A 13,180-nucleotide genomic window follows, 5' to 3' on the forward strand; every position below is an offset into this window, starting at 1 on the left:
CCGCAAGGAGGCCGTTATGCGCTTGTTGTTGGTCGAAGATGATCCGATGATCGGCGAGAGCATCGAAGAAGGCCTGCGTGGCGAAAGCTACGCAGTCGACTGGGTGCGTAATGGCCGCGACGTCGAGCTGGCACTGGCCGGCGTCGATTATGACCTGATGCTGCTGGATCTCGGCCTGCCGGGCAAGCAGGGAATGGAAGTGCTGCGCGCCGCCCGCGCGCGCGGCGACGACCTGCCGGTGCTGATCATCACCGCGCGCGACGGCACGCCGGCGCGCGTCGAAGGCCTTGATGCCGGCGCCGACGACTATCTGGTTAAACCTTTTGACCTCGACGAGCTGCTGGCACGTATCCGCGCACTGCTGCGTCGGCGCGTCAGCCGCACCCGTTCCGTGATCGAGCATGGCGGCTTGCGCCTGGATCTCGCCAGCCATGAAGCCACGCTCGATGGCCAGCCGGTCAAGCTGTCGGCGCGAGAATTCTCGGTGCTGCGCGCGCTGCTCGATAATCCGGGCAGCGTGGTGTCCAAGGCGCAGCTGGAGGAAAAGCTGTACGGCTGGAACTCCGAAGTGGAGAGCAATACCGTTGACGTCTACGTGCACCACCTGCGCAAAAAGTTCGGCTCGGACTTCATCAAGAACGTGCGCGGCGTCGGCTACAAAATCGTGACGGCGCCGTGAGAACGATCCGCCGCCAACTGCTGGTTGGTCTGCTGGGCGCGACCTTGCTGTGCGTGGTCGGCGCCGGTGCGTCGCTGTATCGCTTCCTGCGCATGGAGACCAATGAACTGGCCGACCTTCAATTACGCCAGTTGGCGGTTGCTCCCGACAGCAGTCTGCCGGCCCCCGAGGATCCTGAAGAAGAATACGTCCTCCAGGTTTGGGACGGCAAGAGCATGCAGGTGCTGCATATGTCGCACGGACTGAAACCGCTGATGCGCCACGATGTGCAGGGCTTCGAGACCGTCAAGATCGACGGTCACCATTGGCGCTTGTACGGCGAGGATAGGCAGGGGCGCTTCGTGCAGGTGGCGCAGCCGCTGGCGGTGCGTAACAAGCTGGCGGCGGAAATGGCCTTGCGATCCGGCTCGCCGCTGCTGGTATTTGCACTGGTGCTGGGCGTGCTGGTGGTGGTGGTGGTCGGGCGCGCGCTGCGGCCCTTGCACCGTTTGGCGCAGGGAGTGGAGGGACGTTCGCCATCTGATTTGTCGCCGTTGCCGACCGACGATCTATCGCCTGAATTGCTGCCGGTGGCAGCCGCGCTTAACACGCTGATGGGTCAATTCGACGAGGCATTGACGTCGCAGCGCACTTTTGTAGCGGATGCGGCGCACGAACTGCGTTCGCCGCTGACCGCGCTGAAATTGCAGTTGCAGCTAGTCGAACGCGCGCCAAACGATGAAGCGCGTGCGGCGGCGCTGGCCAAGCTGCACGAGCGGCTCGATCGCAGCACCCACCTGGTGCGCCAGCTTCTTAGCCTTGCGCGGCACGAGGCGGCGTTGACGGCGGCGCAGCACAAGCCGGTGAGCCTGAGCGAGTTGCTGGAAGCGGCCGTTGGCGACCACTCCACCTTGGCGGAGAGCCGCGACATCGATCTCGGCGTCGAGGCGCCATGCGAGGTACTGATCTTCGGCGATGAAGACGGCTTGCGGGTGCTGCTGAATAATCTCATCGACAACGCGCTGCGCTACACCCAGCGCGGCGGCCGGGTCGACCTGCAAGCCGACTACGACGGCGACCGCCCGTTCCTGCGCGTGCGCGACAACGGCCCCGGCGTGGCCGAGGAATACCGGGCGCGCCTGTTCGACCGTTTCTTCCGCCCGGACGGACAACAGGCGTGGGGCGCCGGCCTTGGGCTGTCCATCGTGCGCAATATCGCCGACCACCATGATGCCGAAATTGTATTGGCCGAGGGCGAGGAGGGGCGTGGACTGAGCGTCACGGTACTATTTCCCGCTACCCCAAAGATTTAATGCTGCGTTAATACTCGCTCAGGCAAACTTCCGGCTTCTAAAAAAATCCGGTGGCAGCATTAAATGAAAAAAGTTCTCATTCTCGGCGTGAACGGCTTTATCGGCCATCACCTGTCCAAGCGCATCCTGGAAACCACGGACTGGCATGTCTACGGCATGGACATGAATACCGACCGCATCGCCGATCTGCTGGCGCACCCGCGCATGCATTTCTTCGAAGGCGACATCACCATTAACAAGGAATGGGTGGACTACCACGTCAAGAAGTGCGACGTGATCCTGCCGCTGGTGGCGATCGCTACGCCTTCCACGTACGTGAAAGCGCCATTGCGCGTGTTTGAGCTGGACTTTGAAGCCAACCTGCCGATCGTGCGCGCCGCTGCCAAGTACGGCAAGCACCTGGTGTTCCCATCGACCTCCGAAGTGTATGGCATGTGCCACGACGAGGAGTTCGACCCTGAGAACTCGGAACTGATCTGCGGCCCGATTAACAAGCCGCGCTGGATCTACTCCAACGCCAAACAGCTGATGGATCGCGTGATCTGGGGCTACGGCATGGAAGGCTTGAACTTCACGCTGTTCCGTCCATTCAACTGGATCGGCGCGGGTCTCGATTCGATCCACACCCCGAAAGAAGGCTCGTCGCGCGTGGTGACCCAGTTCTTCGGCCACATCGTCCGTGGCGAGAACATCTCGCTGGTCGACGGCGGCCACCAGAAGCGCGCCTTCACCGACATCGACGACGGCATCGACGCCCTGATGAAAATCATCGAGAACAAGAACGGCGCGGCCACCGGCAAGATCTACAACATCGGCAATCCGGTCAACAACTATTCGATCCGCCAGCTGGCCAACATGATGATGGAACTGGCCCCGCAGTACCCTGAGTACGCAGAAGGCGCGGCCAAGGTCAAGATCGTTGAGACCACCTCCGGCGCTTACTACGGCGAAGGCTACCAGGACGTGAAAAACCGCGTGCCGAAGATTACCAACACCTGCGAAGAACTGGGCTGGAAGCCAACCACCACCATGGCCGACGCACTGAAGAAAATCTTCGACGCGTACCGTGACCAGGTAGCGGCAGCAAAAGAACTGGTGAACTGACGCTCCAACACCGATGTCCGACTTCTTGCGCTCCAAGGCCGCATGGTATCTGCTGGCCGCCGTTTTCATCGTCGCCTCTCTGTTCGTGCTGAACGTGCGCACGCTGATTCCGCCGGACGAGGGGCGCTACGCAGAAATGGCGCGCGAGATGCTGCTCAGTGGCGACTGGGTCACCACGCGGTTAAACGGCATTAAGTATTTTGAGAAGCCGCCGCTGCATACGTGGATGAGCGCCTTGTCGTTCGCGGTGTTCGGCATCGGTGATTGGCAGGCGCGCCTGTGGAATGGCGTCAGTGGTCTTTTTGGCGTAGCGATGGTCGGCTATACCGGCTGGCGCGTGTACGGCGGCCGCGTCGGTTTGTATGCGGCCATGGTGCTGGCGTCGATGGTGTTCTGGGCCGGTGCATCGCAGTTTAATTCGCTGGATCTCGGCGTGGCGGTGACGATGGGACTGTCGCTGTGCGCCTTGCTGATCGCGCAGCAGCCCGGCGTCAGCGATGCGACGCAGCGGCGCTGGATGCTGGTGTGCTGGGCGGGCATGGGCTTGTCGCTGCTGGCGAAAGGCTTGATCGGCATTGTGCTGCCGGGCGCCGTGCTGGTGCTGTATTCGTTGATCAGCGGCGACCGGGGAATTTGGCGCCGCTTGCATCTTGGCTTGGGCTTACCGGTATTTCTGCTGGTGGCCCTGCCGTGGTTCTTGCTGGTAGCGGTGCGCAATCCAGAGCAGCCGGCGTTCTTTTTCATTCACGAACACTGGGATCGCTTCTTCCTGAAAGAGCATCACCGTGAAGGGCCGTGGTATTACTTCCTCGTGCTGATGGCGCCGGCCACGCTGCCGTGGCTACCGATGATTCCCCCAAGTCTGATGGCGGCACGCCGTCCACAGCCGGGACGCTTTCAAAGCGGCACCATGCTGCTGGTGTGGATAGGCTTCATACTGCTGTTCTTCAGCGTTTCAAGTTCCAAACTGCCGGGGTATATGCTGCCGGTGTTTCCCGCCCTGGCGCTGCTAATAGGGCGTCATCTGGAATTGAAAGGCTGGCGCACAGTCACCGTTCTGATGCTGGCCATTGCCGGCTGGGTGCTGACGCAAGTGGGGATGGCGGCCACCGAACAATATGGCCGCGAGCAGTCCGGCGTAGTGCTGGCGAAAGTCCTGCGCGACAAGCTGGCGCCGGATACGCCGGTGTACGCCGTCGGCACCTATGAGCAATCGATGACTTTCTACATGGAGCACAAAGTCATCACCGTGGCCTACACCGATGAATTGGCGTTCGGTCTGCAACAGCAGCCGGAGCTCGGCATTCCAACGCTGGAAGAATTCACCACCCGTTGGCGCAAGCGCGCCGCACAACGCGGGCCGCAATACGCGATCATGCGTCCGGCCATGTATAGCGAACTGCAAAAGCGCCAGTTGCCGATGAAAGTCATCGGCAGCAGCGAGCGTGTAGTCGTCGTCTCCGGCCTATAAGTCCTTGCTGCACAACTGGAACTCTGGATCGTCTTCGTAGGGGCGCATCTGGAAGTCCAGGCTGGCCATCAGTTTCAGCATGGGGCGGTTCTTGCGCAGGACTAGGCCGACAATTTCGGTCAGCCCCCGGTCGCGCGCAACGTCCATAATCTCCAGCATCAGCCGCGTGCCCAAGCCTTGGCCGCTGAATTTGTCATCCACCAGCAGCGAGAACTCGCAGCTGCTGCGGTCAGGATTGGCAATGTAGCGCGACACGCCGATGATGCTCTCGGTCTCATTGAAGCTACCGTCATCTTCGACCGTGCGCGTGGTCAGTACGGCCACCAGCGCCATCTCGCGGTCGTAGTCGATCAGCGTGTAGCGCGCCAGCATTTGCGCCGACAGTTCGCGCAGCGACGATGCAAAGCGGTTGTAGCGCGATTGCTCGGACAGGCCGCGCACCAGCGATTGCAGCATCTCGGCGTCGGTTGGTTGCACTGGACGCAGAGTGTATTCGCCACCGCCGCGCATCGGCCACACGCTGGCGTAGTTGGACGGATACGGCATGATGGCCAACTGGTCGAAGCGCTGTGCCGATGGCGGCGCGGCGCCAACCACCACGCGCGCATCAACGGCAACCAGGCCGTTCTGATCGACGATCAGCGGGTTGATATCCAGTTCGCGCAGTTGCGGCAGTTCGCACACCATCTCCGATACGCGCAGCAGGATGTGCTCAATCGCTTGCAGATCCACCGCCGGCGCGCCGCGCCATTCGCCCAAGGTGGCCGCTACGCGTGCCCGATCCACGAGGCGCTGCGCGAGGAATGGGTTCAGCGGCGGCAGTTCGACCGCGCGGTCGTTGAGCAAGTCGATCATGGTGCCGCCCGCGCCGAAGCCGATCACCGGGCCAAATAAGGGATCGCTGGCGACGCCGATGTACAACTCGCGGCCATCGCGCTTGCCCGCCATGCGCTGCACGGTCACGCCATTGATGCGCGCACCGGGCTGCAAGCGCGCCACGTTGGCCAGCATGTCGTTGTAGGCGGCCGACAGGGCGGCGGCATCGCTCAGGTTGAGCACTACGCCTTGGACTTCGGATTTGTGGCTGATGTCGGGCGAGTCGATTTTCAACGCCACCGGGTAGCCCAGCTGCGCGGCGATCAATTGCGCCTCGGCCGCGCTGCGGGCCGGCATGGTCGGCGTGATCGGGATGTGGAAGGCGGCCAGCAGTGCCTTGGATTCCATTTCGGTGAGCACGCTGCGGCGTTCGGCCAGTACGCTTTCCACCAGCCGGCGCGCGCCGTCAAGATCGGGCTTGGCCAGTTGCGACAAGGGCGGTGGCGTTTGCTGAAGCAGTTGCTGGTTCTGGTAGAACACGGCGATATTGCTGAAACCATCGACAGCCGCCTCCGGCGTGCGGAAATTGGCGAGGCCGGATTGCGCGATCAGTTGCCGACCCGGCGCCACGCGCTCGTCGCCCATCCAGCAAGTCAGCAGCGGTTTGCTAAGGCCGCGGCCCGCATCGACCACCCCTTGCGCCACAGCCACCGGATCGCCATCGAGCTTGGGCGAGTAGATCACCAGCAGGCCGTCGATATTCGGATTCTGCGCGCAGGAGCGGATGGCGGCGGCATAGTGCTGCGGGCCGGCTTCTTCCGACAGGTCGAGCAAGTCGGTCAGCGTCGCATGCGGCGGCAGTTCCGGCGCCAGCGCTTGGGCCGCTTCGGCTCCCGGTACGCCCAGTTGCAGGCCCAGTTTTGCCAGCCAGTCGGCGGCCAGCACGCCGGGGCCGCCGCCGTTGCTGATTACCGCCAGGCGCGGCCCCACCGGGCGGTAGCGCGAAGCCAGGCACTTGGCAGCGGAGAACAACTGCACGAAGGTATTGACGCGCACCGCACCGGTGCGGCGCAGGGCCGCATCGAATACTTCATCGCTGCCGATCAGGGTGCCAGAGTGCGTGGCCGCCGCGCGCGACGCCGCCGCGCCGTTGCCGGACTTGATAATTACCACCGGCTTGGTATTGGCCGTGCCGCGTAGCGCCGACAGGAAGCGGCGCGCATCGGTAATGCCTTCCATATAGATGACGATGCTCTCGGTGGCCGGATCGGTGGCGAGGAAGTCCAGCGCCTGTGCCAAATCGACCGAGGTATTTGGCCCCAGCGAAATCACGGCCGACAAGCCCACCGCATTGGTGCCGGCCCAGTCAAGAATGGCGGAAGTCAACGCGCCCGATTGCGAGATCAGTGCCAAACTGCCGGCCTGCGCCAACTGGCCCGCCACGCCGGCATTGAGTTTCAAGCGCGGACGCTGGTAGCCGAGGCTGTTCGGCCCCAGCAAGTGCATATCATGCTTGCGGGCGATGGCATGCAGCTCGGCCGCCTGCGCCGGCAGCACGCCGGACGACACGATCAGCGCCGACTTGCACTGGATGCGGCCCGCGACCTCCAGCGCGAAGGCCAGTTCCTCATTCGGCAGCGCGATCAGGGCCAGGTCGGCGCGCGACTGCACCAGGTCGGCCAAGGTGCCGGTCATGCTCACATCAAGGAAGGTCAGGGCGCCTTCATAGCCGCCGTTGCGCAACTGCGCGCAAATACTGCGCCCATAGACATTTTGCCGCTCAGGTTCGTCCGGCGGGCCGGCAAACACGACGATCGACTTGGGCGCAAACAGCGGGCTTAGATAGTGCAGATCCATGACATCCTTTTTCAGCAGCAACAAGACCACACTATACGCCAAGCGCGGTGTTACGGTAACGACACTTACCGTCATTCCACCGGCACGCTAGCATCGCATCGCCATCGCGTAGACGCCAAGGAGATGCAAATGAGCCGTAGCGGCATTCGTCAAGCTAGCCCCGCAGGAAGGCAGAAGGCATCCCTGCCAGATGCTGCGGCCCAAAAAATGCCGGATAGCCGCAGCGACTCGCTCCGGCTAAGCCATCATGGGCAAGCGGCAAGCATCTCGCCGCAAACGGCGCAACTGAAAGACTATGCGCAGTTGATGGCGAATGGCAGCACCGATGTGGTTCAGAAGGTCGACTACCCTGCAGATTCAGTGGGAAGCTTCGATAGAACCATGGCGAAGAGTGTCAACCGGGAGACCGGAGGCTCGGTCGATATCTCCGGCGCAGAGCTACAGCGGCGCATCATACAGACCGCTCAAAAGCTGCAGGGGGCCGACACCGGAGGCTTTCGTCTAGGAACCATCAATTTTGAGCCAGGCGCCCCCTTGACGAGGATAGACGATCCGCAGCCTGAGGGACATGGAATGCAGCCCTTGCCGGATGACTTCGACCCTGCTCGACTCGACACGCTGATCCGCCCTTTAGTGAAGGGAACGCTCCAAGACTCTGGGCAGTGGACTTATCTGCTGAAAAATTGGCCTGAAATTTCACGTTCCCACCAGGTCGTCATTGATGTGGACTGCCAATTTAACCGCGCGCAAGGGGCACTTGGATTTCATAAGGATAGCCGGGGTAGCACAGTGTTCTTTAATCTCACCTTTAGTAACGCCGCCCCCATGCAAGGGCCGGACTTCTATCAGGATCACTACGGCGTTGAGGATCTTGAATGGAACTTGCCGCCTGAAGTCCAGAGCGATATTGCCAGTCGCCGGGAGCAGGAGATTGAGGAGGACGATACCTCCATCCACTCTCCCGTGTTGCCAGCTTTTGGGCGGGTGAGTTTATCTGATCCCAATCTGTACCATTCGACGCCCAAGCTGGGCCATCGCACCCGACCGCCGGAGCATTTTGAGCGTAGCGAACTGATTGATCAACTGGTACAAACTTATCGTCATAAGGGCAATTTTAGGAATTTCTTTGAAGGTAAGTCGGATGAAGAACTCCTGCATTATGTCGAACCGTACAATCTTCATAATACTGAATCGGAGCTGCTGGGGCAGGAGGCGGAGGAAATCCTTAGAGGCGAAGCTGAACTTAAGCAGCGCAGACTGAGCGTCGACCTAACTAACGACGACACGCTGCAAAGTGCGCTGGACGAGCAAGCGAAATTGCCAAGGACGTTCATCCGAACCTGGGTGCGCATGGTGCCCAAGAACATAATGGATCAGATGAGCCCATACGGTGACATGTGGGGCGACAAAAATAACGAGAAGGGCCACCGGGAGCAAGCGGATCTGCTCGAAAATCTCTTCGACAAGGTCGTACGCGCCTGATAAAAATCAATGGCTTAGCTCGCGGAAGGTTTCCAGAAGAAAGATTTTCCTCGTCGGACTTAAAGTGCTTTCAGATTGCTCACGCACGATAACTCCAGGGGACTATCATCAACCATCCGGCACACATCCAGGTCGCTACGGCGACCGCGCCTGCGCTGACGCCGCCACGCAGCACAGACGAGGAAATCCTTGCTGCGTTGAAAAAGGTTTTGGCCAGCAAGCAATTTTCTAAGGCCCATCGCTGCACCGCGCTGCTGGCTTATCTGGTGCGCCGAGCGGTCGGCAATGATGATCCCACGCCGCCGCCTGAACATGAAATCGGCGTTGCCGTGTTCGGCCGTGACCGTGTTACGTATTACACCGGCGACGATCCCATCGTGCGGGTGCAGGCCGGCCGCTTGCGCTTGCGGCTTGCCGCTTACTATGCCGAGGAAGGCTGCAACGATGCGCTTCGCATCAGCATACCAACCGGCAGTTACCAACCGAAAGTCGAGTACGCGCCGGCCAGTGCACAACAAATCCCGGCCCTATCCCAAGCCCCGCCGCTGCTGATGCTGCGCCAGCTCGCCTGCCTCAATCCCGATCCCGCGCTCACCGCCTACGTGCTGGGCCTGAACGACGAACTTGGCTACCGCCTGTATCGCGCGGTCGGCCCGATCCGCCGTGTTGACACCGACATCCCATTGGCTGCATTGGGCAGCGTCGCCAACGCCACACTGCTGGAAGGTACGGTGCGGCAGGATGCTGCGCGCGTGCGCGTGTCGCTGCTGCTACGCAGGGTCAGCGACGGCGCAGTGCTGTGGTACGAGCAGTTTGACGACGCCGGCAGCATCAACATCGCCGCGCAAGAGGGCATGGCCGAGCGCTGCATGCTAGCGCTGCGCGCGTATCTGCCGGAGTAACACGCATCGTGTAACGGTAAAGATACTTCATCTGCGGCGCAGCTGGGGCTAAGGTGAGCGCAATCTTATCGGAGCGGCAAATGATTAGTGCGGCACTTAGCCATATGGCCCATCAGCTCAACCAGCAGTTCAGGATTAATTTCCAGCTGGCGGAGGATGTGGCTGTGGTGTCGAACTTGGTCGAGCTCGATGGCAGTGTCACGCCCAACGCCAACAACAAGCTGGTGCTCACGCTGGTCAATGTCGAGAAGGATACGGTGCCGTACCGCCCCAGCGGCGGCGTGCGCGGTCTGGATGACCGTCTGCTGCAAAACAACGCACCACTGTTCCTTAACCTGTACGTCATGGTCAGCGCCAATTTCGGCGCCGGTAATTACACCGAGGCGCTCAAGTACATCTCGCAGGCGGTGGCGTTTTTCCAGATGAAGCCGGTGCTTGACCAGCGTAACAGCCCAGGGCTGGACCGGCGCATCGACCGGCTGGTGCTGGATATCGAGAATCTGCCCATCCCCGATTTGAATAATTTGTGGAGCCTGCTGGGCGGGCGCTATCTGCCGTCGATGTTTTACAAGGTGCGGATGGTGACGGTGGACGCCGGTGCGGTGAGCGGCCAGCTGCCGTTCATCACCGACTTGCAGCCGGTGGTAAAGGGGTAGCGTATGCCGCGTTATTCCCGCTTGCTGGCGCTGGACGTCACGCACGAATACCTGGGCCATGCGGCGCTGCCGGGCTTGCGTTACGTGCCGACCGCCGAGACGGCGGCCTTGATGGAACAGGAAGGCTTGCTGCTGCGCGCACTGCCGCGCGGCGTCGAACTATGGCAGGAGCAGCGTGCAGGCGTCGCCAGCGCGGCGCTGTGGCAGCTCGGTTTTGATGTGTACGCGGAGGACGCCTTGCTGCGCTTTTACACGGCGTGGCCGCAGGATGCGTATGTGGCCACGACGCCTGGCGAGCAAGGCGCCTTGGGCGTTCTGCGTGCCGTGGCGCAGCCGGCGCGCGGCGGCGAGGGGGGCGGGCCGCTGTTGTGGATCGATCTCGCGTGCGCGCCGCTGGCAGCAGACCCGGAAGCTGCGCCAGTCTCGCCATGGCGCTTCGCGCTGCAATCGAGGCTGATTCACTGGAAATATTTTTTCTCCGGCGGATTGGCGGCAAAGAAACTCAGCATCATCGATCTGGATGCGTCCGACAGTGAACCGGGCTGGGCATTTGCCCCGTCGCCGCTGGCCGCAACAGCAAACGGGACGGCGTACCTGTCGGCGTCGCCGGTGCCGATGCAAAGCATACCGCGGCAGCGCTTGCAGCTACGGGAAGCAGGAGCGACAGGAAAGGTATTAATCAGGCGATTGCCCAATGCCAGTGTTGACAAGCTCGGCAAAGAGCGGGGTCCCAACGGCCAATCCATGATCGTTGCGGAAATTTATGTTCATCAATAATCTTCAAAGGAAAAGATATGGCAGGCGCGTATAAAACCCCTGGTGTATATATCGTTGAGAAAAATGCCTTTCCGAATTCCGTGGTGGAAGTCGCCACGGCGGTGCCGGCATTCATCGGCTACACCGAAAAAGCGGACAACAAGGGCAGTCCGTTGCACAACAAGCCGTGGCCGATCAGCTCGATGGCGGAGTTCGAATCGTATTTCGGCGGAGCGCCGAAAGACCAGTTCACCATCGTCCCGATCGACGACAAGAAGCCAGCTAGCGATGCCGCGCCTGCGCCGGCCGAGGGCGGCGCCGAGGGCAGCGGCGGCGAGCAGCCGGCCGACCAGCCAGCCGACAAGTCAGCTGTTCCGGTCTTACCCGACTTCAAGGTCGGCGACAAGGGCTACCTCATCAAGCGCAAGGATAACAAGCTCGACACCGAGCGCTACTACCTGTACCGCAGCATGCAGCTGTTCTTCGCCAATGGCGGCGCGCGCTGCTACATCGTCTCGGTCGGTACCTACTCCGACATACTGGACATCCAGCCCAAGGCGCTGACGGCCGGCCTCAAGCTGCTGCTGAAGGAACAGGAGCCGACCATGGTGGTGATCCCGGACACCATGGCGCTGAAGCAGGCCGATGGCATCGGCGTGCAGCAGGAGACCTTGACCCATTGCGGCGTCGATATGAAAAACCGCTTCGCCATTTTCGACATCCACAATGGCTTCAACGACAGCACCGCGCCAGAGGGCGATCCGGTGGCGGCGTTCCGCAACAGCCTCGGCACCACCCAGCTCAAATTCGCCGCCGCCTACTATCCATGGCTCAACACCGTGATGGTGGATACCTCCGACCTGAGCTTCGACACCTTTGCCGCCCGTACCGACTTGACCAATATTCTCAAGGATGCCCACAGCAACGACGAAGATATCAAGGGCTTCGTCGCGCAAGTGGCTGACGCCAACCGCGCCGTCGGCGGCAAGATCCTGTCAGATGAGGAATTGCACAAAATCCTGTTTGCGGTCAGCCCGACCTATGTCAGCATCCTGTCGGTTATCAAGCGCAAGCTCAATTTGCTGCCGCCGGCGTCGGCGATGGCCGGCGTCTACACACTGGTCGACAACCTGCGCGGCGTGTGGAAGGCGCCGGCCAATGTCAGCCTGTCCGGCGTGGTGTCGCCGACCGTCAACATCAGCCACGCCGAGCAGGAAGGCTTGAACGTTACCACCGCCGGCAAGTCGATCAACGCCATCCGTTCCTTCATCGGCGAAGGCGTGCTGGTGTGGGGCGCGCGCACGCTGGACGGCAATAGCCTGGACTGGCGCTACATCAACGTGCGCCGCACCATGATCATGATCGAGGAATCGCTGCGCCTGGCCACCAAGGCCTATGTGTTCGAGCCGAACGTCAGCGGCACCTGGGTCACCATCAAGGGCATGGCCAACAACTTCCTGACCAGCGTGTGGAAGCGCGGCGGCCTGGCCGGCGCCAGCCCGGAAGATGCGTTCAGTGTCTCGGTCGGCCTCGGCGAAACCATGACGGCCGAGGACATCCTCGAAGGCATCCTGCGCGTGACGATCCTGGTCGCGGTCAGCCGCCCGGCCGAGTTCATCGAGATCACCTTCCAGCAGCAAATGCAGAAGTCCTGATTCCCCATCCAATAACTGTGCAACAACTAAGCAAAGAGGTGTGATATGGCAGACGATGGCGCAAGTCAATCCGCAACTGTATGGCCGATGCCGAAGTTCTATTTCCGCGTGAAGTGGGACTCGAACGAAATGTCGTTCCAGGAGGTGTCCGGCCTGGACATCCAGTCGGAAGAGATCAAATACCGTCACGGCAATAGCCCGGTGTTCTCGGTGATCAAAATGCCGGGGCTGAAAAAGTACGGCAACATCACCATGAAGAAGGGCGTGTTCAAGGGCGATAACAAGTTCTGGGACTGGCTCAACCAGATCAAGATGAACACCATCAAGCGCGTGCCGGTGACCATCTCGCTGCTGGACGAGGAGGGCAACGACACCATGGTGTGGACGCTGACCAATGCGTGGCCGACCAAGATCTCCAGCACCGATCTGAAGTCGGAAGGCAACGAAGTGGCGATCGAGTCGATCGAGATCGTCCACGAAGGCCTGACCATTGCGAACGGCTAGGTAGCC

The 13,180-nt window shown here is 61.3% G+C and carries 11 protein-coding genes; 10 read left to right on the forward strand and 1 reads right to left on the reverse strand.

What is annotated here, in order from left to right:
- Positions 1–16: 16 nt before the first annotated feature.
- The 4 genes from GTP45_RS09685 to GTP45_RS09700 all read left to right on the forward strand — a co-directional run bounded on the left by GTP45_RS09685 (position 17) and on the right by GTP45_RS09700 (position 4,546).
- A complete protein-coding gene (locus tag GTP45_RS09685) occupies positions 17–679 on the forward strand; it encodes a response regulator (protein WP_161013670.1) in 663 nt (220 codons plus the stop codon).
- Positions 676–1,971 carry an ATP-binding protein gene (locus GTP45_RS29295; protein ID WP_161013671.1) on the forward strand — a complete coding sequence of 432 codons (1,296 nt, stop codon included), beginning with the start codon at positions 676–678 and terminating at the stop codon, positions 1,969–1,971. The genes GTP45_RS09685 and GTP45_RS29295 overlap by 4 nt, the downstream gene beginning before the upstream one ends.
- Before the next feature lie 63 nt (positions 1,972–2,034).
- Positions 2,035–3,075 carry a bifunctional UDP-4-keto-pentose/UDP-xylose synthase gene (locus GTP45_RS09695; RefSeq protein ID WP_161013672.1) on the forward strand — a complete coding sequence of 347 codons (1,041 nt, stop codon included), beginning with the start codon at positions 2,035–2,037 and terminating at the stop codon, positions 3,073–3,075.
- 13 nt (positions 3,076–3,088) lie between these two features.
- Positions 3,089–4,546, forward strand: coding sequence for a glycosyltransferase family 39 protein (locus tag GTP45_RS09700; RefSeq protein WP_161013673.1), 1,458 nt, complete (start codon positions 3,089–3,091; stop codon positions 4,544–4,546).
- Here the strand turns inward: GTP45_RS09700 and GTP45_RS09705 are convergent.
- Positions 4,541–7,219, reverse strand: coding sequence for a bifunctional acetate--CoA ligase family protein/GNAT family N-acetyltransferase (locus GTP45_RS09705; protein WP_161013674.1), 2,679 nt, complete (start codon positions 7,217–7,219; stop codon positions 4,541–4,543). The two genes, GTP45_RS09700 and GTP45_RS09705, sit on opposite strands and share 6 nt — an antisense overlap.
- Before the next feature lie 129 nt (positions 7,220–7,348).
- Here GTP45_RS09705 and GTP45_RS09710 point away from each other — a divergent pair, with 129 nt between their 5' ends.
- The 6 genes from GTP45_RS09710 to GTP45_RS09735 all read left to right on the forward strand — a co-directional run bounded on the left by GTP45_RS09710 (position 7,349) and on the right by GTP45_RS09735 (position 13,174).
- On the forward strand, positions 7,349–8,701 hold the full coding sequence (locus GTP45_RS09710) for a hypothetical protein (RefSeq protein ID WP_161013675.1): 1,353 nt from the start codon (positions 7,349–7,351) through the stop codon (positions 8,699–8,701).
- 197 nt (positions 8,702–8,898) lie between these two features.
- Entirely contained in the window at positions 8,899–9,603 is a 705-nt protein-coding gene (locus tag GTP45_RS09715) for a hypothetical protein (RefSeq protein ID WP_161013676.1), read from the forward strand.
- A gap of 80 nt (positions 9,604–9,683) precedes the next feature.
- A complete protein-coding gene (locus GTP45_RS09720; RefSeq protein WP_161013677.1) occupies positions 9,684–10,259 on the forward strand; it encodes a Pvc16 family protein in 576 nt (191 codons plus the stop codon).
- A gap of 3 nt (positions 10,260–10,262) precedes the next feature.
- The gene (locus tag GTP45_RS09725; RefSeq protein WP_161013678.1) at positions 10,263–11,036 is read left to right on the forward strand and encodes a hypothetical protein; all 774 of its coding nucleotides are present in this window, start codon (positions 10,263–10,265) and stop codon (positions 11,034–11,036) included.
- Positions 11,037–11,053: 17 nt separating this feature from the next.
- Entirely contained in the window at positions 11,054–12,670 is a 1,617-nt protein-coding gene (locus GTP45_RS09730) for a phage tail sheath family protein (protein ID WP_161013679.1), read from the forward strand.
- An 87-nt stretch (positions 12,671–12,757) separates the two neighbouring features.
- On the forward strand, positions 12,758–13,174 hold the full coding sequence (locus GTP45_RS09735) for a phage tail protein (protein WP_229258397.1): 417 nt from the start codon (positions 12,758–12,760) through the stop codon (positions 13,172–13,174).
- Positions 13,175–13,180: the final 6 nt, after the last annotated feature.

Origin of the sequence: Duganella rivi, assembly GCF_009857435.1 — a bacterium.
GTDB lineage: Bacteria > Pseudomonadota > Gammaproteobacteria > Burkholderiales > Burkholderiaceae_D > Rugamonas > Rugamonas rivi.